Genomic DNA, 21,808 nt, shown 5'->3' with positions numbered 1-21,808 from the left:
GACAGCCCTTGTCAGTGTTTACGTCGCTACGGTAGTTGGATGCCTGCACACGTGAGCGCGGTCGAGGGAGCCGAAGTGGTGTTCCGCCTCGACGACCCCACGCATGCGTTCAGCGGCGTCCGGCTGTGGCAGGAGCTGGGCCTCGCGGCGGAGCTGCTCGAGTTCAAGCCGGTCGACTACGGCTGGGAGCTGCGGTTGCCCCGGCCGTCGGTGCACCGGATGGAGTACCTGTTCGACATCGCCAACCTCGGCACGCGAGCGGATCCGACCAATCCACGGACCGTCGACGGAGCGTTCGGGCACCATTCCTGGCTGCCGTTGCCCGGGTACGTCGAGCCCGCCTGGCTCGCCGTGCAGCCGATCTCGTCGACGCTCACCGCGGTGACCGTCGAGTCCCCCGTCGGGCAGGTCAACGTGCAGGTCTGGGCGCCGGAGGGCATCGCACCGTCGTTCGACCTGCCTCTCCTGCTCGCCCACGATGGTCCGGAGTTCGCCGCGTACGCCGGTCTGGCGCAGTACGCCGGCGCGATGATCGCCGAGTCCGCGCTGCCGCCGTTCCGGCTGGCGCTGATCGAGCCGACCGCCCGAAACCTCTGGTACGCCGCGAACCCGCAGTACGCCGTGTCCTTGACGCAGTACGTCGTACCGGCCGTGCGGGCGCAGTACCAGAGCCGTCGGCCCGCGATGATGGGGGCGAGCCTGGGGGCGCTCGCGGCGCTGCACGCGGAGTGGAGCTTCCCGGGGACGTTCGCCGGGCTGTTCCTGCAGTCCGGGTCGTTCTTCACGCCGGAGACCGATCCGCAGGAGTCGAACTTCGAGTTCTACGCCGAGGTGACCGGGTTCGTCGAGCAGGTGCTGTCGGCAACCACGGCGCCGAGTACGCCGCCGGTCGGGATCACCGCGGGGACGACCGAGGAGAACGTGCACAACAACCGGGTGATGGCGGCGCGACTGGCCGAGCTCGGGCTGGATGTGACGCTGGACGAAACTCCCGACATGCACAACTTCACAGCCTGGCGAGATGTGCTGGATCCTGATCTGACGGATCTACTGCGACGGACCTGGGGTGGGGCTGATGGAACGGGAGCAGGTCGAGTTGGAGGCGCCGGGGCTTGACCGCCGCGGAACGCTGATCCGGTACGGCCATTTCGGCCGCCCGGTGCTGGTCTTCCCGAGCGAGCAGGGACGCGCCTGGGACTACGAGAACAACGGCATGGTCGGCGCAGTCGCTTCGCTGATCGAGGCCGGGCGGGTCAAGTTGTACTGCGTCGACTCCTACGACCACGTGAGCTGGTCGGACCGCAGCATCCAGCTCGAGGACCGGGCCCGCCGGCACGAGCTGTACGAGTCCTGGATCGTGAACCAGGTGGTGCCGACGATCGGGTCGGACTCGCCGGGGGCCGGCGACATCATCACGACCGGCTGCAGCCTCGGTGCGTTCCACGCACTGAACTTCGCGTTCAAGCGGGCCGACCTGTTCCCGGTCGCGATCTGCCAGTCGGGCAACTACGATGCGGCCAGCTGGCACGCGTGGGGCGAGCGCGGCGAGGCGACGTACTTCAACAACCCGGCCGACTACCTGCCTGGTTTGTCCGGTGATCACCTGGAATGGTTGCGCGGGCGGCTGTTCATCCTGCTCACCGTGGGTCAAGGTGACTGGGAGACCAACCCGACCGGCTCGCTGCCGTCCGCTCGCGCGACTGCGGCGCTCCTGGAGCAGAAAGGCATCCCGCATGAGCTGGACATGTGGGGGTACGACGTAGCACACGACTGGCCCTGGTGGCAGCAGCAAATCGCCCACCACCTGCCCCGATTCTGCTGAGGAGACCCACCACCACCTCCCCTTCGAGGAGACCCACCACCTTCTTTCCTTCTTTCCTTCCTTCCCTGGACTCAAGGAGCTCTTGTGGCTGATCGTTCGCGTCATCTGATCGGGTTGTTGCTGGGCGCCGAGGAGGACTGGCCGCAGGCGTTCGAGGCGTTGCTGCAGCGGGTCGGGCCGGTGACGATCGACGGGCACGAGCACGAGTTCGGGTCCCGGCGGCTGACCATCGAGCCGTTCGACCTGAACGATCCGGTGCGCGTCGGACTCGTGATCGACCGGCTCGCGTACTGGTACTACCACCCGCGCGAGTGGCTGAAGAAGGCCGCGCTGATGAACGGCACGTACCTGCTGAACTCCCCGTTCACGTTCCAGTCCATGGAGAAGCATTCGGCGTACTGCGCGATGCTCCGCCTCGGCCTGAAGATCCCGCGGACCGTACTGGTGCCGTACAAGAACCCGCTCGACAACGTGCGCTGGGCGTACACGTCGGCGACGTACAACCGGCCGTTCGACCTGGACGCGATCGCCGACGACCTCGGGTACCCGCTGTACATGAAGCCGTTCGACGGCGGCGGCTGGCGAGGCGTGTCCCGGATCAACAACCCCGACGACCTGCACCGCGCGTACGACGAGTCCGGCGAGATGCTGATGCACCTGCAGGCGACGATCGAGTACGACAAGTTCGCGCGGGCACTGTCGATCGGCGCCGAGACGATGGTGATGGACTTCCGCCCGGACGAGCCGATGCACAACCGGTACGCCGTCTCGCACGACTTCCTCAGCCCCGCCGCCGGCCACGAAGCGGTCGCAATCAGCCGGATCGTGAACGCGTTCTTCGGCTGGGAGTTCAACTCCTGCGAGATGCTGGTCAAGGGCGACTCGGTGCACCCGATCGACTACGCCAACGCCTGCCCGGACGTCGCGGTGACGTCCTTGCACTACTACTTCCCGTGGGCGCTGAGTGCTCTGGTGAAGTGGTCGGTCTTCTGCCTGGCGACCGGCCGCCGTTCATCGGTGGACCTGCACACCGAGCGGTACTTCGAGATCGCGGACGACTCATCTCTGGACTACGACGCCAAACTGAACGCGTACCTGGCCCTCGCGGACGAGCACTTCGAAACCGCGAAGTACCACGAATGGTGCGCCGCCCATCTGGGCGACTTCGACCTGCGGGTCCGGGACTGGGTGGCCGGCCCGGACTTCGCCCGGATACTCCAGGAGACCGTCGCCGCGACGTACCCGCCGCACGAACAGGACAAGTTCATGGCCCACTTCAAGGGCCTTACTGACCACTGGGTGGCCGATCAGGCAGGCTAGGGGCGTGCGTGACTCTGAAGTTCCGGCGTGGTGGCGGCGGCTTGGGCTCGACGGGCTGGTGGATGTGCATGTGCATTTCCTGCCGGACCGGGTGATGAACGCGGTCTGGGCGTACTTCGACCAGGCGTCCGAGCACTACGGGACCGAGTGGCCGATCACCTACCGGACCTCGGTCGAGGAGCGGCTGAAAACGCTGGATTCGTTAGGGGTGCGGGCGTTTCCGGCGCTGGTCTATCCGCACAAGCCCGGTATGGCCGCGTCGCTGAACGCGTGGGCGCGGGACTTCGCGGCCGTGACGCCCGGTTGTGTGACGAGCGGGACGTTCTTCCCCGAGCCTTCAGCGGCTGGGTATGTCCGCGAGGCGTTGGACTTGGGGACCCGAATCTTCAAGGTGCATGTCCAGGTCGGCGACTACGATCCACGGTCCGGTGAGCTCGACGACGTATGGGGCCAGCTCGCTGAGGCCGGCGTACCTGTTGTCGTTCATTGCGGATCCGGGCCGATCCCCGGACGGCACACCGGTCCCGGGCCGATGGGTGAAGTACTGCGACGGCATCCCCAGTTGACCGCGGTGATCGCGCACCTCGGAATGCCGGAGTACGCCGAGCATCTCGCGCTCACGTCGTACCCGAACGTGCATCTCGACACCACGATGGCGCTGACACCCTTCACCGAGTCCTTGATGCCGTTCCCGCGCGACCTGGTGCCCCGACTGGCCGATCTGCAGGACCGCATCGTCCTGGGCTCCGACTTCCCCAACATCCCTTACGAGTACGCCGTCCAACTCACCGCCCTGGAATCGCTGGAACTGGGCGACGACTGGCTGCGCGCTGTCTGCCGGGCGAACGGCGCCCGACTACTCGGTTGCCCATAGCAAGATCCACAACATGTTTCGGCTGTGGATAACAGAACCCCTTGGAAGCAAGGGGATCTGGCTTTGGAAAACTGTCGGTGGCGGTGTCTAGGCTTTGCTACATGGACAAGCCGGCCGAGTTGATGAGCGACGCGGAGCTGGCGCGTGCTCTCGACGAGGCTGATGCCGAGCTGGCGCTGCTCGAGACGCGCCGGTTGCGGCTGGTCGCCGCGATGGACTCCTCCGGGTACGCCGAACGGGTCGGTGCCCGTGACATGGTGCAGTACCTGGAGTTCCGCTACCGCCTCGACCACTCCCGCGCCTTCCGCGACGTCCGGCTGGCCCGCGCGCTACGCAAGTACCCGGCCGTCACCGCCGCCCTCCCCGATGTGGCCGATGTGGCAGACGACCGGGACGGGGAGATTCCTGAGGTGGTGTTGCGGCCGGCGCAAGCCGAAGCAATCGTCACCGCGCTGGAGAAGGTGCCGACGACGGTGCCGGTGGCCGATCTGGAGTTCGCCGAACAAGAACTCGTCCGCCTCGCCCGCCACCTGTCCCCGACCGACCTGCGCAAGGCCGCCGAACAATCCCGCGACATCCTCGACACCGACGGCCCCGAACCCGAAGAACACAAAGCCGCCGCCCGCGAATCCCTCACCCTGACGACCGCCGACCGCGGCGTGAAGTTCAAGGGCTACCTTGCCAACGAAAACGCCGAACTCTTCCGCACCCTCATCGTCACCGGCGCCCGCCCCCACAAAACCCTCGACGGCCAGCCCGACCCCCGCTCCCGCGAAAAACGCCAAGCCGACGCCCTCACCACCACCCTCACCCTCGCCGCCACCGCCCTCGACGCCGGCACCCCTTCACCGACGATGCCCCGCCCCACCGCACCAGCAAACTCCCCGGCGGCGGACTCCCCGGAGGCTGGTTCTCCGCAGGGTGGTTCCCCGCAGGCTGGTTCCACGGAGGCCGGTTCTGCTCGTTCAGCGGATGCCGGTTCCGCGGCGGACACGACCGCCGACGCGGCCAAGGGCTCAGCAGCAAGCTCGGCCTCTGGCTCGGTTGCTGGCTCGCACGGTGGGGCGACAGCCGGTCAGGGCAGTGGTACGGACGGTGCCGTGGTAGCGGGCCGTAGTGCGGTAGGTGGTGACGTGGTGCCTGGGTTCGGGGCGAAGGCGAACCTGACCGTCACCATCGACTTCCAGGACCTGAAGGCGGCCACCGCGGACGCGATCGGGCACACCGTCTACAGCAACGGCCTGTCCGCGGCCACCATCCGCCGCCTCGCCTGCGACGCCAACGTCATCCCGATCGTGCTCGGCTCCAACTCCGAACCCCTCGACGTCGGCCGCCGAGAACGCCTCGTCACCCGCGCGATGCGCCGCGCCCTCAACACCCGCGACCGCGGCTGCGTCATCTGCAACGCGCCACCGGTCATGTGCGACGCACATCATCTGATCTCCTGGATCGACGGCGGCCACACCAAGCTCGACAACCTCGCCCTGGTCTGCCGCCGCCACCACACCGACCTCCACCACGGCCACTGGACCATCACCATCACCAACGGCCAAGTCCACGTCACCCGACCCACCTGGGCCGACCCACCCCGCCACCCACACAAACCACCGGCCGACACACCCCAAGCACCCAAGCCACCGGGCGACCACCCCACGCCCTCGCGCCCACCCGATGACCCATCCCGGGCACACGAACCACCGAGCGAACACCCCACGCCGTCGGGCCCATCGGACGACATCTCTCGGGCACAAGAACCACCGGATGACGCACCCCGGTTACCCGGGCCGCCGCGCGAGCACCGCACGCCCTCGGGCCCATCGGAGGCCGCCTTCCGAGCGCACGAGCCGCCGGGTGATCGCCCCACGCCCGCGGGCCCACTCGATGACCCATCCCGGGCGCACAAACCAACGGGTGACGCATCCCGGCCACCCCAGCCACCGCGCGAGCACCCCACGCCCTCGGAGCCATCGGACGGCGAGCCGACGCCCGCCGGCAACTCAAAGCCTCGAATCTCAACCCCAGCAGATGATCCGTGGGGTGAGACCGCAGCGCCCGCAGCCACCGCGTCGGGTGTGAGACCGAGCCGCTGGCACGCCGACGAGTCGACCCGCGCGGAAGCAGCCCGGTTCGCGGTCTGGGGCGTGCGCGCCCCGAACAACTCCGACACCGGCCCACCCTCCTTCGCCACGATCTGACCCAACCGGACGCGCACGATCCGCGGGCAGCCCGCCAGCCTCGCCGCGCACGCCTCTGTCCGCGCCGCACCCGGAACGTGGCGTGCCGGGACGTGCTGTGCCCGGGACCTGCTGTGCTCAGGACGTGCTGTGCTCAGGACCTGCTGTGCTCAGGACCTGCTGTGCTCAGGACCTGCTGCACCCGGGACCCGCTGCACCCGGGACCCGCTGCACCCGGGACCTGCTGTGCTCAGGACGTGCTGTGCTCAGGACCCGCTGTACCCCGGAGCTGCTGTGCCCGGGACCCGCTGCACCCGGGACCCGCTGCACCCGGGACCTGCTGCACTCCGGACCTGCCCGGGACGTGCTGTGTCGGGGCGTGCTGTGTCGGGGCGTGCTGTGTCGGGGCGTGCTGTGTCGGGGCGTGCTGTGTCGGGGCATGCTGTGTCGGGCGGGGTGTGGATTGGCGGGTGGTGGAGGGTGGGCCGCTCGATTGCCTGGGTTGCGTCGGATCGTGACGATCGGCTGTTGCGCGGCACGGTGTCAGTCCCGGCACGGGCCGCCGAGGGGGGAGCAGCAGCCTTTGCCTTGCCAGGCTTCGATTCCTTCGCGTACTGCGACGGCCGCGATGATCAGGCCGGCGATCGGGTCTGCCCAGGACCAGCCGAGGGTCGCGTTCAGGACGAGTCCGACGAGGAGCACCGCCGAGAGGTAGGTGCACAGGAGCGTCTGCGTCGAGTCTGCGACTACGGCGTTCGATCCCAGCGCCTTTCCGGTACGTCGTTGCGCCCAGGAGAGGAACGGCATCACGATCAGCGACGCTATGGCCAGGCCGATACCGACCGGAGATGTCTCGGGATCGGCTCCGGTGATCAGCGTGCGAATCGACTCGAAGCCGACGTACGCCGCGAGTGCGAAGAACGAGAATGCCAGCAGACGAAGGGCTTGACGTTCGCGGGACTCGGGCAGCGGGTGGCGGAACTGCCACAGGATGATCAGTCCGCTGGAGACCTCGACGACCGAGTCCAGGCCGAACCCGACCAACGCGACCGAACCGGCCACCAAGCCGGAGGTGATCGCAACGACTGCCTCAACCACGTTGTACGCAACGGACGCACCGGCCAGCAACTGCGCGCGCTTCCCCAAGCGGCGGCGCTCAGCAGGATCCACCACCCAAGCAGTCCCCAGCTGTAACGGTTCAGCCATGACTGAACTCGGGCGCAGCGGTTCACCCGCGGCTCGGCTCGGCCGCAGCGGGTCACCAGACGGTCGGCTCAGGTGCAGCGGTTCAGCAGAGGGTCGGCTCGGCTGCTGCGGGTCAGTCATGGCTGGGCTCCGATGCGGTGGTCGCGTCGTGCGCCAGGCCGTAGTTCGGGCAGAGGGCGACGGCGTCGCCGGTGAGGCCTAGGAGGCGCTCGGCCGCGGCCAGCAGGTCCATCGTCGCCTCGGGGTGCGACAGGCTGAACATCGATGCCCGCCCCTGCGGCCGCGACTCGACGAGCCCGCAGTCGCGCAGACATGCGAGGTGCTTGGAGACTGTCGACTGCGCCAGCCCCAGGTGTTCGGTCAGGTCGACGACCCGGTGCTCCCCCAACGCCAGGTGCCGCACGATCGCCAACCGCGACGCATCACTGAACCCGTGGAACAAACAACCGGCCACCGCCAACGCAGCCGTCTCGTCAACCTCGACCTGATCAATCGCCATTTGGCGATGTTATCGCGCAGGGGTGGTTCTGGCTAGACGGGTCCGGCTGAGGACGTAGGCGGTCGGGGTCGCGCCGTTGTATCTGAGCACGCGCTGACGCACGACCTTCAAGGCGCGCTGCCTCTCGATCGCGCTGTGGAGCAGGCGTTTGTCCTCGGTGAGGAGGACGGCGCGACCGTCGACGCTGAGGACTCGATCGATCTCGCCTAGTACGGCGGGATAGAGGGTGCGGTTGGCGCGATGACTGCCGACCTGCTTGCCGAACGGGAGATTCGCAATCACCCGATCCACGCTGCCGGACCCAAGCGGAAGAGCCTCCGCCGTGCCCCGAGCGAGGGGGATCTTGCTGCCGCCGGGCGCGTCGCCGCCCGTGATCTTGAGCGCGTCGCCGGCCGCGAGGGCGTTGCCCGCGATCCTGAGTGCGTCGCCGCCCGCGATCGTGAGGGCTTTGCCGGCGATCGTGAGTGCGTCGCCGGCGATCGTGAGTGCGCCGTCGGCCGCGACTCTGAGGGCGTCGTCGGCCGCGATCGTGAGGGCGTTGCCCGCGGTCGTGAGAGGGCTGCTGGTCGCGATGCTGAGTGCGTTGTTGGCGGCGATCCGGAGGGCATGGGGGTCGTGGTCGAGGCCTAGGAGGTGGGTGGTGGGGTGTTGGCGGCGTACCGCTTGGAGGATGGTGCCGGTGCCGCAGAATGGGTCCACGACGCGCTGGCCGGGCCGGATCTTCGCCAACCGGATCAGCACCTCGGCGACGATCAGGTTGGTTGACCAGGGCAACCGTTCCAAAAGACCGAATCGCCGCGTCCACGACAGCGGACCGATCTCCGCGATCCACCCGTCGGCGAACGGGACGAGGTTGACGTCCCAGTCGCCCGGCCGGTTCACCCAGCCGAATCGTTGCTCGGTCGCGTTGATCACCTCTCGTCGCTGGGCCGGATCCGCCGTCCCGACCCGAAACCGGACAGGGTGCGGAAGGTTGCTCAGGGCTCCGGTTCGCAGCGATTGGTCGAGGTCACGTACGGCGACCGTCGCGTATAGACCACAGGCGGCAAGGTCGTCGAGCGGGCCGTCGATCGTGCACTCGACGGTGTCGACGGACGCCTGACGGATCGAGTGGATCGACGCCATCGCGCGCACTTCCTCGATGAGGAGGTCGGCCGCGCCGTCGATGGTGCGCAGGACAAGGTGATCGGTGATGCAGGGCAGAACAATGCAAGGCAGGACAATGCCGGACAAGAAGGCTCCTGAAGGCTCGCGATCGACAGAACGGTCGAAGCGCGGCGCAGGCACGCCAGATCGAGCCGACCCCGTCCAGGGCCCGCCACGACGTACCTACACCTTCAGAAACGCTGCATCGGGCAACAGCCTAGGGCGCACCGCCGTACCGGCTCACGTGCTTTTACGATGCGGGGGTGGAGCACATCGTGGAGGAGCGGCCGGCGGAGGACTTCGAGCTGGGTGAGTTGCTGGCGGCGGCGTACGGCGAGTTGGTCGAGAAGTACGGGGCCGAGGGGCGATCGCAGGTCAAGAGCGGTGCGCGGTACTTCGTGGTGCTCGACGACGCGCGGCGTGCTGTCGGGTGTGGCGCCGTACAGGCGTTCGGGCCGGACAGCGAGCATCCAGGCGACGGCGAAGTGAAGCGGATGTACGTCGCCCCGGCCGCACGCGGGCGGGGATACGCGCGCGCCTTGTTGGCCGGTCTGGAAACGGCCGCTCGCACCGCCGGCTATCCGACGCTTCGCTTGTCCACAGGTGCGCTCCAGCCCGAGGCGATCGCCCTCTACGAGTCGAGTGGATACACCCGCACGGCACCCTGGGGAAAGTACGTCGATCAGCCCGGAACACGCTGCTACGCAAAGGGAATTCCGGTAGAATTCACTGGTGACGGGACCTCGCATTTTCACAGTTGACCAGTTGCTCGATGTGCTTGATCAGGTGGTGAGTGCGAGTGGGCGAGGAGACCGCTCCAGCACCTCCGCCGCCGAGTACTGGACCGGCTTGCTGACCACGCCCGGGCACCCGCTGGCCACCCAACTCCCGGACGAACCGCTGGTCGACTGGCACGAGCGAGGTCTGCTCGGAGAGCTCGAGAATGCGCGGGTTCTCGACGTCGGCTGCGGCGCGGGCCGCAACACCAGGTGGTTCGCCGAGCAGGGCGCGACCGTCGACGGGATCGACCTGGCCGCGGACCTCCTCGATACGCTACGGCCGACGATGCCCGCCGCGGTCACGTTGACAGCGGTCGACGTACTGCGTGATCCGCTGCCGGCTGGTGAGTACGACGTGGTGTACGACTCCGGGTGCTTCCACCACATCGCCCCGCACCGCCGGATCACGTACCTGCAGCGCGTCCTCCCGCTCGTGCGCCCCGGTGGCCGGTTCGGGATCGTCGCGTTCGCCGCCGAGCGGATGGACATGCCCAGCGACCTCGACGTCGTCACGACCGGCGACACGTACGGCGGTATGACGTTTTCCGTCGAGGATCTCCGCGCGATCTTCGGCGCCCTCACCCCGATCGAGCTCCGCGCCGTGCATCCGGACCGCGAAGGCACCTTCGCCGCCGACTTCCTCAACGCCGCCCTCTTCACCCAGCCCTGAGCAGCCCCTTTCCAGTGACTGGAACTGGCCATTGCTGGGGCCATTTCAACGTTGTAAAGTGCTCGTGTCCCGCCACCGATCAAGCACCACGGGAGACAACAATGTCGCAGCCTCGTGCGGAGTACCCGCGTCCGCAGTTCGTCCGCCCCGAGTGGGTGAATCTGAACGGCGAGTGGCAGTTCGAGATCGACCGGTCGGACTCCGGGCTGGAGCGCGGCCTGCGTGAACGCGAGCTGTCCCAGCGGATCGTCGTACCGTTCGCGCCGGAGACCGAGTTGTCCGGGATCGAGGACGTCGACTTCATGGAGGCGGTCTGGTACCGCACCACCGTCACGATCCCCGCGGAGTGGGACGGCAAGGACGCCGTACTGCACTTCCAGGCCGTCGACCACGACACCACCGTCTGGGTGAACGGCGAGGAGGTGGTCCGGCACCGCGGCGGGTTCACCCCGTTCAGCGCCAATCTGCGCCACGTCGCCAAGCCGGGCGAGCAGGCGACCATCGTCGTCCGCGCTCGCGACACGCACCGCGGCCCGCAGGCGCGTGGCAAGCAGAGCCAGCTGTACTTCAACCACGCCTGCCTGTACACCCGCACCACCGGCATCTGGCAGACCGTCTGGCTCGAAGCGGTACCCACGGTGCACCTGAAGCGTCCGCGGATCACGCCGGACGTGGCCGGCTCCGCGTTCCACCTCGAAGTACCGGTCTCGGCGAACAAGGCCGGCTACAAGATCAGGGCCGTCCTCAAGGACGCCGACGGCGAGGTGACCACCGCCGAGGTCCGCGCCGACCTCGACCTGGCCCCGCGGCTCACCCTGCAGGTCCCGGCCGAGCGCGTCCGCCTCTGGGACACCACGGATCCGCATCTGTACGACGTACGCCTCGAGCTGATCGATGCCGACGGCAACGTGGTCGACGGCGCCGACTCGTACGCCGGCCTGCGGTCGGTGAGCATCAACGGCAAGGCGATCCTGATCAACGGCAAGCACGTGTTCCAGCGGCTCGTGCTGGACCAGGGGTACTGGCCGGAGAGCCTGATGACCGCGCCGTCCGAGGAGGCGCTGGTCCGCGACATCGAGCTCAGCCTGGCGGCCGGGTTCAACGGCGCACGCCTGCACCAGAAGGTGTTCGAGGAGCGGTTCCTGTACCACGCGGACCGGCTCGGATACCTGGTCTGGGGCGAGTTCGGCGACTGGGGCTCCGGCGTCGGTAACACCGACAAGGAGAACCAGCAGCCGACCGCGTCGTACGTCGGCCAGTGGCTCGAGGCGGTCGAACGCGACTACAGCCACCCGAGCATCATCGGCTGGTGCCCGCTGAACGAGACGCACCAGCTGCTGCACGACCGGATCACGCAGCTCGACGACGTGACCCGCGCGATGTTCCTGGCCACCAAGGCGGCCGACACCAGCCGCCCAGTGCTCGACGCGTCCGGATACTCGCACCGCGTGCCGGAGACGGACGTCTGGGACTCGCACAACTACGAGCAGGACCCGGCCGAGTTCGCGAAGCAGATGGCGGATCTGGTGAACGACAAGCCGTACGGCAACACCGGCGGCCCCGAGGGCAAGCCGATCTCGTTGGCGTACGACGGCCAGCCGTACTTCTGCAGCGAGTTCGGTGGCATCTGGTGGAACGCGGAGAAGGCGGCCGCCGGGAAGAGCGGGAACTCCGCGGACTCGTGGGGCTACGGCCAGCGGGTCGCGAACGAAGAGGACTTCTACACCCGCTTCGCCGGCCTGGTCGACGCGCTGCTCGACAACGAGTTGATGTTCGGCTACTGCTACACGCAGCTGACCGACGTGTTCCAGGAAGAGAACGGCATCTACAACTTCGACCGCAGCAACAAGCTCGATGTACCGCGGATCAAGGCAGTCCAGGAGCGCCAGGCCGCCTACGAGAAGGACTGAAGCCCGAGGCTGCCGGCAGCGACCAGGATCCAGAGGATTGCTCCGAGGAGGAGCGGCCTGGGTCCTGCGTCGCGCAGCTCGCTCGGACGTAGTGAAAGGCCGATCCCGGCTAGCGCGGCGGTGATGAGCGTGCTGCCGGTGAGGCTCAAACCAGGCAGCCAGGACTCCGGTACGGCGCCGGCCGAGCGGAGGCCCGCGGCGGCGATGAAGCCGATCAGGAACAGCGGAACGAGCTTGCGCCACGGCAACGGTTTACGGATCGATGCCGTGGCGCCTGCGTAGGACCCCTCGGCCGCGGCGTCGAGCGCGCGGGCGACGCGGTTCTCGCGCCGGATCTTCAGCGCGACCAGGGTCAGCACGATCGGGATCAAGGTCAGCGACCGCGTCAGCTTCACGACGATCGCCTGGTCGCCGGCCGCCTGGCTGTACGCGTACCCGGCCGCGACGACGGACGACGTGTCGTTGACCGCCGTACCGGCCCACAACCCGAACGCCTCCGAGCTCATGCCCATCAGGTGGCCGAGCGGCGGGAACGTCAGGACGGCGACGATGTTGAAGGTGAAGATCGTCGCGAGCGCATAGGCGACGGACGAGCGCTTGGCGCCGATCGCGGCGGTCGCGGCCGCGATCGCGGAGCCGCCGCAGATCGCGGTACCGACGCCGATCAGGATCTGGGTGTCGCCACGGACGCCGAGGATCCGGCCGAACAACCACGCGCCGCCGAGGGCGAGCGCCAACGTGCCGAGCATGACGGGCAACGACGAGACGCCGACCCGCGCGACCTGCTGCAGCGACAGTCCGGTGCCGAGTACGACGATCGACAGCTGGAGCAATGTCTTCGAGGCGAAGTCGTATCCCGGCCGCCAGACCTCCGAGCGCAGTGCCGGGATCACACTGCCCGTGATCACGCCGAGCAGGATCCCGAAGACCGGTCCGCCGACGAGCGGCACGAGCCGCCCGAGCGGGACCGCGACAGCGGTTACCAGGAGGACGATCCACAACCCGCGCAGCCGCCGTACGGCAGACCCGATGCGACGGACGGTGGGAGCGGCGGGGTGGGGGTGAGGTGGCCTAACCTCAAGCTGCACCACTAGCCGGTTCCCTCCTGCGAGAAATGTACGTACATTCACGGTAGGAGATGACCGGACATTTGGCAACTGGGAGGAACTGGGTGACCGTACGCAGGCTCGACCGGGCCGGTGGAGATCCGTTGTGGAAGCAACTGCAGGAGGATCTGGTACGCCGGCTGCGCTCCGGGGAGTTCGACGACGCGTTCCCGGGCGAGCTCGCGCTGGTCGAGGAGTACGCGGTCAGCCGGCACACCGTCCGCCAGGCACTCGGACAGCTCCGTACCGACGGACTGATCGTCGCGGAGCGTGGCCGGCAGCCGCGGGTCGCGACCGCACCGGAGATCCGGCAGCCGATGGGCGCGCTCTACAGCCTGTTCTCCTCCGTCGAGGAATCGGGCCTGCCGCAGCACAGCGTCGTACGGGCACTCGACCTCCGTGCGGACGGTGTGGTCGCCGCCCGCCTCGACCTCGAAGGGTCGATTCCGCTGCTCTACCTCGAGCGTCTCCGGTACGCCGGTGACGAGCCGCTCGCACTCGATCGCGTCTGGCTGCCCGCCGCCCTCGCGGAGCCGCTGCTGAACGCGGACTTCACCCACACCAGCCTCTACAACGAGCTGGCCGAACGCACCGGCATCAACCTCGACCACGGACGCGAGGACATCCGGGCGATGAACCCGAGCCCCGCCGAGCGCGCACTCCTGCACTGCCCGGACGATGCCGCGGTCTTCTCGATCATCCGCCAGGGCACCGCGCAGAACCGCCCGGTCGAGTGGCGGCACACCATCGTCCGCGGCGACCGCTTCGCCCTCTCCGCCGAGTTCTCCGCGCACACGGGCTACCGCCTGACGTCGTCCCCGAACACCACCGCCCTGACCAAGGCCTGGTAGCCGGACGCCCAGGCCATCACAATCGCGCCCACCGGGCCGACTCCCGCGGGCACGTCGCCGGCGCGGGGCATTGTGATGGCCTGGGCGTCCGTCACGCGCCGAGTTCTGCGCGGAACGGGTCGTCGGCCGGCAACCAGCACGCGCGGGGATCGAACTCCACCTTCACATCCCGCGTCAGCGCCTCGACGGTCGCGAGCACGGCGGATCGCATCTCGTCCTGTCGTGCCACCAAAGCCCAAGTCCACAACGGGATCGGGTCGACGACCGTCCGGCGTACGAAGTCGCGCGGGAGCGGGGTCGCGTCCCGTTTCGGCGAGCTGACGACCGGGCGTCCCAGACGGCGTACGTGGTCGTAGAAGGCAGGACCGGTGATGCCGTGGTCGTCGATGCGGACCACTGACGCTCCAGTGGCGCGGGCGAACTCCACCGCGTAGATGTTCCACGAGGCCCACGCTTCGGTATCCGCGTCGACCAGCACGACCGTGTCGCGCGCCCGCACGGGCGAGTCGTCACCGATCGAGAACGCGAACAACCGGTCTGCACCCAGCAGCGAGCCCGCCAGTTCCTGCTCGGCGAGGTCGGTCGCGCGCACCCAGCAGATCGCCAGGTCGATGCTGCCGTCCGCGACTCGCCCGGCCTGCGTGTGCGACGGCATCACCCAGGCATCCACGAGCAGCTGCGCGACCCCGGACACCCGCTCCGCCAGATCCGCCGGCCGCCAGCTGACGTAACCCAACCGCACCGGCTCACTCGCCGCGAACCCCCGAGCGGTACGTCGCAACGTGTCGGCCTGCTCGAGCAACGCCCGTGTCTGCGGCAGCAACGTCTCGCCAAACGCGGTCAACCGCACGGTTCGGCGATCGCGCTCGAACAGCCGTACGCCGAGATCGCGCTCGAGCGCCTTGATCTGTTGCGACAGCGACGGGCCGGCGATGTGCAACCGGGCCGCGGCCCGCCCGAAGTTCAGCTCCTCGGCGACCGCCACGAAGTACCGCAACTGGCGCAGCTCCACGCCTGCAGCGTAGTAGGCCGCGCCTCTCAGCTGGGAGCAAACCGGTCGTGGAAAAGCGCCCATGGTTCGACAACGATCGAAGTACATCCACTCGAGGAGAGCGAGAACCATGAACCACCGCAAAGTCGCCGTGATCACCGGAGCGTCCCAGGGCATCGGCGCCGGGCTCGTCACGGCGTACCGCAAACTCGGCTACGCCGTCGTCGCGAACTCGCGCACGATCGACCGCTCCGACGACCCCGAGGTGCTGGCCGTACAAGGCGATCTAGCCGAGCCGGGCGTGGGCGCCCGGGTGATCGAGCAAGGCCTCGAGAGCTTCGGCCGGATCGACACCCTGGTCAACAACGCGGGCGTCTTCGTCGCGAAGCCGTTCACCGACTACACCGACGAGGACTACGACCTGGCCACCGGCCTGAACCTGCGCGGGTTCTTCGACATCACCCGCCGTGCGATCGCGGCGATGCTCGAGAACCCCGACGGCGGCCACGTGGTCAGCATCACCACCACCTTCGCGGACCGAGGCTTCAGCAGTGTTCCGGCCGTCCTGGCCGCACTGACCAAGGGCGGCCTGAACTCCGCCACCAAGTCGCTCGCCACCGAGTACGCGACCCGCAACATCCGCGTCAACGCCGTCGCACCAGGCGTCATCCGTACGCCGATGCACCCTGAGGAAACGCACGAGTTCCTCGCCGCACTGCACCCCGTCGGCCGGCTCGGCGAGATCGAGGAGATCGTCGACGCCGTCACGTACTTGGAGAACGCGAAGTTCGTGACCGGCGAGGTGCTGCACGTGGACGGCGGACAGCAGGCTGGGCACTGACATGAAGCAGTGGCGCCTGGCGGGTCAGGGCGCGGCGGCGCTGGCCGGCGGGATGGGCATCGGCCGGTTCGCGTACACGCCGATCCTGCCGCTGATGCACACGCAGGCCGGCCTGTCACCGCGACTCGGCGCGGCCCTCGCAACGGCCAACTACACCGGTTACCTCGCCGGTGCATTGGCGGCGATGGTCGCGCCGCGGCTCCTCCACTCCCGCTGGGCGCTTCGCGTGTCGCTCCTGATCCTGGCCGCGACGCTTGCCCTGATGCCACTGAGCCGGAGCGGTTCGCTCTGGCTGGGGTTGCGCCTGATCGCGGGGATCGCGAGCGCCTTGGTGTTCGTGATCGCGGTCAGCGCCGTACTCCCCCGGCTGCACAGCCACCAAGTCGGCTGGACCTTCGGCGGTGTCGGCGCCGGCATCGCACTCTCGGGCGCGGTCCTGGTCGGCGGCGACTGGCGTACGGCGTGGTGGATCACAGCGCTGCTGACGATCGCCTGCACGCTCCCGGCGTGGCACCTGACCGGATCACCGACACTGTCGCCCACTGAACGCGCGACCCGGTCCCGGGACTTCACCGCACTTCTCACCAGCTACACCTTGGAGGGAATCGGCTACATCATCGCCGGTACGTTCCTCGTGGCCGCGATCAACGAAACCGCCTCCGGTCCGGTCGGCAACGGCGCCTGGATCCTCGTCGGTATCGCCGCCGTACCTTCGACCGCGGCCTGGGCTCGCCTCAGTCGCCGCTGGTCACGGTCGACCCTTCTGCTGGCGGCGTTGACGCTCCAGGCAATCGGTATCGCGTTGCCGACATTTGTGCACGGCGTCGCTGCCGCGCTGACCTCCGCCGCCCTCTTCGGCGCCACGTTCCTAGGCGTCGCCAACCTCGCGATCGCGATCGGCACCGAACTCCGTGTGCCGCACGCGGTCGCCATCCTCACCACCGGCTACAGCCTCGGCCAGATCGTCGGACCCCTGGCGGTCGGACCCCTACTACACAACGGATATCACCAGGCGCTCCTGGTCAGCGCCGGCGTCGTGGCACTCGCCGCGGCAGCCGCGCTCCTGGTTCGCCATCCCCTTAGGAGACTCACATGAACGCCATCCTCACCGACGTCCTGGACCAGTGGAAGTCAGGCGTCGACGACCACGATCCCGAACGCGTCGCCGCCCTCTTCACGAAGGACGCCATCTTCCAGGGCCTGCATCCGTACGGCGTGGGTCGCGACACCGTCGCGGAGTACTACGACTCACAGCCTCTCGGCCTGTCGCCGCAGTACCAGATCTTGGAGGCGCGCGAGCTGAGCGACGACCTGCTGCTCGGGTACCTGACGGTCGACTTCACGTTCACCGACCGGCCTACGCTGACCGTCAATCTGAGCGTGCTGCTCCGGCGGACGGACGATGGTTGGCTGATTGCGCACTACCAGGTGTCGCGGTTGTAGATACTGGCTGGATGAGTGTCAAAGAGCTGCGGTTGGTTGTGACGGTGGACGATTACGACGCCGCGGTGGCGTTCTATCGGGACGCGCTCGGGTTGCCGGAGCGCGAGTCCTACACGACAGGGGATGCGCAGGTGATGATCCTCGAGGCCGGTCGGGCGACGCTCGAGATTGCGAATACCGCGCAGGCCGAGTACATCGACGAGGTCGAGGTCGGGCGGCGGGTCGCCGGCAAGTTCCGGGTCGCGCTCGAGGTCGCCGACTCGGCTGAGACAACGACGCGGCTGGCCGACGCCGGCGCTGACGTGATCGCGGAGCCGACCCGTACGCCGTGGAACTCGCTGAACGCCCGCCTCGAAACCCCGGGCGGCATCCAGCTGACCTTGTTCACCGAGCTTGACCTCAAGTGAACTGGAAGTGTTGAGGTAGCGGGCATGTGGAACATCGACGACCTGGACCTGGATGCCTACCTCGCCCGCATCGGGCACGACCGGGTGCGCCCGTCCGCCGACGCGTTGCGGAGCCTGCATCGGGCACACGTGCTGGCGATCCCGTTCGAGAACATCGACGTGATCCTCGGCACGCATCCCGGCATCAGCCTCGACGCGATCCAGGCCAAGCTGGTCGGCCGGCAACGCGGCGGGTACTGCTACGAGCACGCACTGCTGTTCGGCGCCGCGCTCGAGCAGCTCGGCTTCGACGTCGTACGCCGGGTCGCCCGGGTGCAACCGCACAAGGCCGGACCGCGGACGCATGCACTGCTGAAGGTGGGCGTCGACGGGCAGGAGTTCCTGGCTGACGTGGGATTCGGGGCCGGCCAGCTGTACCCGACCCCGTTGAAGGACGGCGCCGTCGTCGACCAGGCGGGCTGGGACCACCGCCTCACGCTCAACGGCGACCTGTGGACCCTGTCGAAGCAGACCGCCGACGGGTGGGTCCCCCAGCACGCGTCGAACGACGAGCCGGTCCGCCCGATCGACTACGAGGTCTACCACCACTACGTCTCAACCCACCCGAAGTCCCCCTTCACCGGCCGCCCAGTAGTAATGCGAGTAGCCGACGGCGTCGTACGCCGCCTGGTAGGTAACACCCTCACCACCGAACAAGCCAACGGCCACACCACCGAACGCAACATCCCCCCAGCAGACCTCCCCGACGCACTCGCATCCCTGGACGTAATCCTCAACGAAGAAGAAATAGACCGCCTCCGCCTGGTCTAACGCGTCAACCTCACGCGTGCCACGCAGCCGCCACCTCGTCGCTCCACTCCTCGTCCAAGGCAGCTACGCGCGCTCGGGCGACTACCGGGCCGGCGCCCTGCGTCGAGCTGACCGTCGCGACAGCTACCCTCAGGTGGATGATTCCGGGTGGTTCGTCAGGTCGAGCCGGACTGCCTCGGCGGCGGCTTGGACGCGGCTCTGTACGCCGAGCTTCTCGAGGATGTGCGTGACGTGCACGCTGGCAGTCTTGGGGCTCATGTAGAGCGTCGCGCCGATCTCACGATTCGTCCGCCCAGCAGCAACCAAGGCAAGCACCTGCCGCTCACGCTCGGTCAACAGTGACTGTGGATCCGCGGTGGCACCGCGGCGCTCGTGGTGCTCGGTCGCGGAGTCGTCGAGATGGACCCGAGCGATCTTCGCCAGCGCCTGAATTCGGCTGAGCAGCGGCTCCGCACCGAGCTGGTCTGCGATCTGCCGCGCCGTTTCCAGCTCGGCCGTCGCACGTCCTCGAGCGCCGGTTTGCCTGCGCTGGGCCAGCAGCGCTTCGGCTGCCCTCAGGCGGGCTTGCGCCTCCCAGTACGGCCGGCCGAGTGACGCCCATTCCTGTGCTGCGGAAAGCCACGCCGCCGGGTCGGGCGTGCCGCGGATCCGGGATCGTTCACCGTCGACAACCGCAGCCAGCGCTCCGGCCGCAAACCCAGAAACGGCACGCCGATAGAGCGCCACAAGTCGATCGAAGCCGTCAGCTGACTGCGCTGCGACCGCTGCCTCGAGACCGATGCACAGCAGCGAGCCGGCCATCGGTTCGTCTTCGGTGTCGTGGCTGAGTTCGGCGGAGTCGAGGACAAGAGCCAGGGCCTCGCGCGGGCGATGCTGGACGAGACGCACCAGGGCCATGGTCTCGGCGTAGTCACTCTTGTCCTGGGGCTGGTCGTCGACCGCGAACACCTCTTGCCCGTCCATCAGTTCGACGGCCTTCTGGAGGTTCCCTCGTGCAAGATGGATCAGCGCGAGCTGGGAGTCCTTGAACGCCGGTCCGGACGGGAGACGGCCCTTGTTGTCATCCCTGTCCAGCGCTTCGTCCCACCGACCAGCGAGATAGAGGTTGTAGACGGCATTGCTCTCGAGGATGCCCTCTACCCAGTGCTCGTTGACCATCAAGTGCCGTAGCTCGCTCTGGATGGTGTCCGCGACCGCCACCACCTGGTCGGTGTCGTTGCGCAATCCGTGCACAAAGGTCAGGTGCATCGCCGCCATGGCCAGGTCCTCGGGTTCGGCGAGGTCGCGAGCGATCTTGAGCCCTGCCACAGCCTCTTCGAACGCCTTGTCGAGCCGGCCCTCGATGGCGGCGACCGCTCCCAGCATCGACCGAGCCTGCCCGATCGTCCGGGTGTCACCGGCTTTGGCCGCATGCTCCAGCGCCGCCTGGGCCGCCTCAGCGGTCTCAGCCGTGTGCGCGTAGCCGCGCAGCATCATCGCGTGCGAGATGTAAACCTGGCCAAGAGTTCGGTCGTCACCGGCTGACACCAGACGCCGCGCTCGCTGCAGGTCCGCCATCGCGCCCGCGAGGTCGTCGGTCAGTCCGCGCAGCGTGCCACGCATCAGCAGGGCCGCGAGCGTGCCGACTTCGGTGTCGCGATCAGTCACCGCCGCGTCGAGCAAGGCGAGAGCCTCGACATGCCGGCCGGCGCCGCTCAGCAGCGAAGCCGCCCGCTCGGCGAGCACAAGGCGCGGCGGCACCCGGTCATCGGCCAGGTCCGACGGCCTCCACAACGACGACGCAACGGAGAACCAGTGGCCGGCCTCCGCGAACGCGTACTCCTTCTCGGCCGCACGGGCCGCCATCAGAGCCCAACTGAACGCCGCATCTCGATCGTTCGCGCGGTGATACTGCTCGGCGACCTCGGCGATCACCGATGCGGTGGTGTCGCCGCCAATGCGTTCGGACAAATGCTTCGCGAGTCGCGCATGCAGGTCGCGACGTTCCGAGGACAGCAACTGGTCGTAGGCGACCTCGGCGATCACCGGGTGCCGCGCAGCGCAGCCGACCTCCGAGTCGCGGATCACCAGACCGGACTCACAGGCCTCTCGGACGGCGTCGGCGGCAGAGTCAGCCGCCGCCAGCAGGTCATCGTCATCGAGAGCGCGAGCAAGTGAGCCAGTGGCCGCGACGACTGCGCGAGCCGTCGGCGAGAGTGCCTGCAGACGCGCTAGCAGCAACTGGCGCAACGAAGCCGGGACCGTCAGGTCCCCGCGGATGAGTTCGACGTTCAGGTACGGATTGCCTGCACTGCGCCGGTAAACCGTAGCGACCGTCTCCGCCGTGCAGTTGGGTTGGAGAGCGCGCAATTGTCGCAACGTCTCCTGCTCGGTCAGCCGGCGAAGCGGTAGATCGACGAGCCCCGGGGTTCGAAGTACCTCCCCCAGCCAGGTCAGGCGGTCGGGCTCGACTGTCTCGTCGCGCCACGTCAGCAGGACCAGCAACCGTCGCTCAGGCAGGTTACGTGTCAAGTGGGCAAGGAGGTCGAGCGTGGACCAATCCGCCCAGTGAACATCCTCGACCAGCAGAACCGTGCTCCGTTTCCCGTCGTCGAGCACTCCGGCAAGGGTCTGCATCGACCATGCTCGAGCCGCAGCAGCCGACGGGAACTGACTGTTTGCCGATTGGCTCAGCGCAGCCGTCACAGTGGCGCCCAGGCCGCTGTAGGCGGTCGCACTCGACATCGGCGCGCAGGCGCCGCGAAAGATCCGCACACCGCTACCAGCCTGCTCGTCCAGAACTCTCCGGACGAGCAGTGTCTTACCGATGCCCGCCTCACCCCGAACCACCACGGCTGCTGAGCGCTCCGCCAGATCAGCGATCAATCCCCGCAGTACCGGAGCCTCATCTCCGCGTCCGGCCATCAAGTCGGCCATACACCATCATGCGCCCCCGTCCTGTGGCGAGAAAGCCCTCACC

General features: G+C 68.1%; 20 protein-coding genes. 14 read left to right on the top strand and 6 right to left on the bottom strand.

Translation table 11 applies throughout. From position 1 onward, the window contains the following. Positions 1-39 precede the first annotated feature (39 nt). The 5 genes from EV137_RS21745 (at position 40) to EV137_RS21725 (ending at position 6,211) form a co-directional block, all read left to right on the top strand. Positions 40-1,116, top strand: coding sequence for an alpha/beta hydrolase (locus tag EV137_RS21745; RefSeq protein WP_134130532.1), 1,077 nt, complete (start codon positions 40-42; stop codon positions 1,114-1,116). Continuing rightward, positions 1,076-1,822 carry an esterase family protein gene (locus EV137_RS21740; RefSeq protein ID WP_134130531.1) on the top strand — a complete coding sequence of 249 codons (747 nt, stop codon included), beginning with the start codon at positions 1,076-1,078 and terminating at the stop codon, positions 1,820-1,822. The genes EV137_RS21745 and EV137_RS21740 overlap by 41 nt, the downstream gene beginning before the upstream one ends. Before the next feature lie 84 nt (positions 1,823-1,906). Further along, entirely contained in the window at positions 1,907-3,142 is a 1,236-nt protein-coding gene (locus EV137_RS21735) for an ATP-grasp domain-containing protein (protein WP_134130530.1), read from the top strand. A 4-nt stretch (positions 3,143-3,146) separates the two neighbouring features. Next, entirely contained in the window at positions 3,147-4,016 is an 870-nt protein-coding gene (locus EV137_RS21730) for an amidohydrolase family protein (protein WP_134130529.1), read from the top strand. Between the two features lie 101 nt (positions 4,017-4,117). Further along, entirely contained in the window at positions 4,118-6,211 is a 2,094-nt protein-coding gene (locus EV137_RS21725; RefSeq protein ID WP_134130528.1) for an HNH endonuclease, read from the top strand. 522 nt (positions 6,212-6,733) lie between these two features. On the opposite strand, the gene EV137_RS21715 is transcribed toward EV137_RS21725, so the two are convergent. The 3 genes from EV137_RS21715 to EV137_RS21705 all read right to left on the bottom strand — a co-directional run bounded on the left by EV137_RS21715 (position 6,734) and on the right by EV137_RS21705 (position 9,128). After that, positions 6,734-7,396, bottom strand: a complete 663-nt coding sequence (locus tag EV137_RS21715) for a cation diffusion facilitator family transporter (RefSeq protein ID WP_134130526.1) — start codon at positions 7,394-7,396, stop codon at positions 6,734-6,736. Between the two features lie 112 nt (positions 7,397-7,508). Next, positions 7,509-7,895, bottom strand: a complete 387-nt coding sequence (locus EV137_RS21710; RefSeq protein WP_134130525.1) for an ArsR/SmtB family transcription factor — start codon at positions 7,893-7,895, stop codon at positions 7,509-7,511. Positions 7,896-7,904: 9 nt separating this feature from the next. Beyond that, complete coding sequence (locus EV137_RS21705) at positions 7,905-9,128, bottom strand: class I SAM-dependent methyltransferase (RefSeq protein ID WP_134130524.1); 1,224 nt, start codon at positions 9,126-9,128, stop codon at positions 7,905-7,907. Between the two features lie 176 nt (positions 9,129-9,304). On the opposite strand from EV137_RS21705, the gene EV137_RS21700 reads away from it, so the two are divergent. From EV137_RS21700 to EV137_RS21690, 3 genes are all read left to right on the top strand, one after another. Then, entirely contained in the window at positions 9,305-9,802 is a 498-nt protein-coding gene (locus EV137_RS21700; protein ID WP_238175474.1) for a GNAT family N-acetyltransferase, read from the top strand. Then, the gene (locus EV137_RS21695) at positions 9,774-10,490 is read left to right on the top strand and encodes a class I SAM-dependent methyltransferase (RefSeq protein WP_166679965.1); all 717 of its coding nucleotides are present in this window, start codon (positions 9,774-9,776) and stop codon (positions 10,488-10,490) included. Before EV137_RS21700 ends, EV137_RS21695 begins: the two co-directional genes overlap by 29 nt. A 101-nt stretch (positions 10,491-10,591) precedes the next feature. Further along, a complete protein-coding gene (locus tag EV137_RS21690; RefSeq protein WP_134130522.1) occupies positions 10,592-12,400 on the top strand; it encodes a glycoside hydrolase family 2 protein in 1,809 nt (602 codons plus the stop codon). On the opposite strand, the gene EV137_RS21685 is transcribed toward EV137_RS21690, so the two are convergent. Further along, positions 12,385-13,488, bottom strand: coding sequence for a YeiH family protein (locus tag EV137_RS21685; protein ID WP_238175473.1), 1,104 nt, complete (start codon positions 13,486-13,488; stop codon positions 12,385-12,387). The two genes, EV137_RS21690 and EV137_RS21685, sit on opposite strands and share 16 nt — an antisense overlap. 83 nt (positions 13,489-13,571) lie before the next feature. Between EV137_RS21685 and EV137_RS21680 the strand changes: the two genes are divergently transcribed. Continuing rightward, on the top strand, positions 13,572-14,357 hold the full coding sequence (locus EV137_RS21680; RefSeq protein WP_202871068.1) for a GntR family transcriptional regulator: 786 nt from the start codon (positions 13,572-13,574) through the stop codon (positions 14,355-14,357). Positions 14,358-14,448: 91 nt separating this feature from the next. Here the strand turns inward: EV137_RS21680 and EV137_RS41855 are convergent, their stop codons facing one another. After that, positions 14,449-15,369, bottom strand: coding sequence for a LysR family transcriptional regulator (locus EV137_RS41855; RefSeq protein WP_134130521.1), 921 nt, complete (start codon positions 15,367-15,369; stop codon positions 14,449-14,451). 109 nt (positions 15,370-15,478) lie between these two features. On the opposite strand from EV137_RS41855, the gene EV137_RS21670 reads away from it, so the two are divergent. The 5 genes from EV137_RS21670 to EV137_RS21650 are packed head-to-tail and all read left to right on the top strand — an operon-like array spanning position 15,479 to position 18,849. Next, a complete protein-coding gene (locus tag EV137_RS21670) occupies positions 15,479-16,189 on the top strand; it encodes an SDR family NAD(P)-dependent oxidoreductase (protein ID WP_134130520.1) in 711 nt (236 codons plus the stop codon). A 1-nt stretch (position 16,190) separates the two neighbouring features. Continuing rightward, positions 16,191-17,285: a YbfB/YjiJ family MFS transporter gene (locus EV137_RS21665; RefSeq protein WP_202871067.1), complete on the top strand. Its 1,095-nt coding sequence runs from the start codon at positions 16,191-16,193 to the stop codon at positions 17,283-17,285. Further along, complete coding sequence (locus EV137_RS21660; RefSeq protein WP_134130519.1) at positions 17,282-17,632, top strand: SgcJ/EcaC family oxidoreductase; 351 nt, start codon at positions 17,282-17,284, stop codon at positions 17,630-17,632. Before EV137_RS21665 ends, EV137_RS21660 begins: the two co-directional genes overlap by 4 nt. Before the next feature lie 11 nt (positions 17,633-17,643). Then, positions 17,644-18,039: a VOC family protein gene (locus tag EV137_RS21655; protein ID WP_134003057.1), complete on the top strand. Its 396-nt coding sequence runs from the start codon at positions 17,644-17,646 to the stop codon at positions 18,037-18,039. A gap of 24 nt (positions 18,040-18,063) precedes the next feature. Then, positions 18,064-18,849, top strand: coding sequence for an arylamine N-acetyltransferase family protein (locus EV137_RS21650; RefSeq protein ID WP_134130518.1), 786 nt, complete (start codon positions 18,064-18,066; stop codon positions 18,847-18,849). A 129-nt stretch (positions 18,850-18,978) separates the two neighbouring features. Here EV137_RS21650 and EV137_RS21645 read toward each other — a convergent pair whose 3' ends face one another. After that, entirely contained in the window at positions 18,979-21,765 is a 2,787-nt protein-coding gene (locus EV137_RS21645; RefSeq protein WP_134130517.1) for a helix-turn-helix transcriptional regulator, read from the bottom strand. Positions 21,766-21,808 lie beyond the last annotated feature (43 nt).

Source organism: Kribbella pratensis (genome assembly GCF_004366075.1).
Classification (GTDB): domain Bacteria; phylum Actinomycetota; class Actinomycetes; order Propionibacteriales; family Kribbellaceae; genus Kribbella; species Kribbella pratensis.
This window is presented reverse-complemented; position numbering and strand designations above follow the sequence as displayed.

Excerpts from the sequence above, each read along its gene's own strand:
- EV137_RS21670 (WP_134130520.1), top strand. The coding sequence starts at position 15,479 with ATGAACCACCGCAAAGTCGCCGTGATCACCGGAGCGTCCCAGGGCATC.
- EV137_RS21710 (WP_134130525.1), bottom strand. The coding sequence starts at position 7,895 with ATGGCGATTGATCAGGTCGAGGTTGACGAGACGGCTGCGTTGGCGGTG.
- EV137_RS21665 (WP_202871067.1), top strand. The coding sequence starts at position 16,191 with ATGAAGCAGTGGCGCCTGGCGGGTCAGGGCGCGGCGGCGCTGGCCGGC.
- EV137_RS21725 (WP_134130528.1), top strand. The coding sequence starts at position 4,118 with ATGGACAAGCCGGCCGAGTTGATGAGCGACGCGGAGCTGGCGCGTGCT.
- EV137_RS21650 (WP_134130518.1), top strand. The coding sequence starts at position 18,064 with ATGTGGAACATCGACGACCTGGACCTGGATGCCTACCTCGCCCGCATC.
- EV137_RS21715 (WP_134130526.1), bottom strand. The coding sequence starts at position 7,396 with ATGGCTGAACCGTTACAGCTGGGGACTGCTTGGGTGGTGGATCCTGCT.
- EV137_RS21660 (WP_134130519.1), top strand. The coding sequence starts at position 17,282 with ATGAACGCCATCCTCACCGACGTCCTGGACCAGTGGAAGTCAGGCGTC.
- EV137_RS21745 (WP_134130532.1), top strand. The coding sequence starts at position 40 with ATGCCTGCACACGTGAGCGCGGTCGAGGGAGCCGAAGTGGTGTTCCGC.
- EV137_RS21645 (WP_134130517.1), bottom strand. The coding sequence starts at position 21,765 with ATGGCCGACTTGATGGCCGGACGCGGAGATGAGGCTCCGGTACTGCGG.
- EV137_RS21690 (WP_134130522.1), top strand. The coding sequence starts at position 10,592 with ATGTCGCAGCCTCGTGCGGAGTACCCGCGTCCGCAGTTCGTCCGCCCC.
- EV137_RS21655 (WP_134003057.1), top strand. The coding sequence starts at position 17,644 with ATGAGTGTCAAAGAGCTGCGGTTGGTTGTGACGGTGGACGATTACGAC.
- EV137_RS21740 (WP_134130531.1), top strand. The coding sequence starts at position 1,076 with ATGGAACGGGAGCAGGTCGAGTTGGAGGCGCCGGGGCTTGACCGCCGC.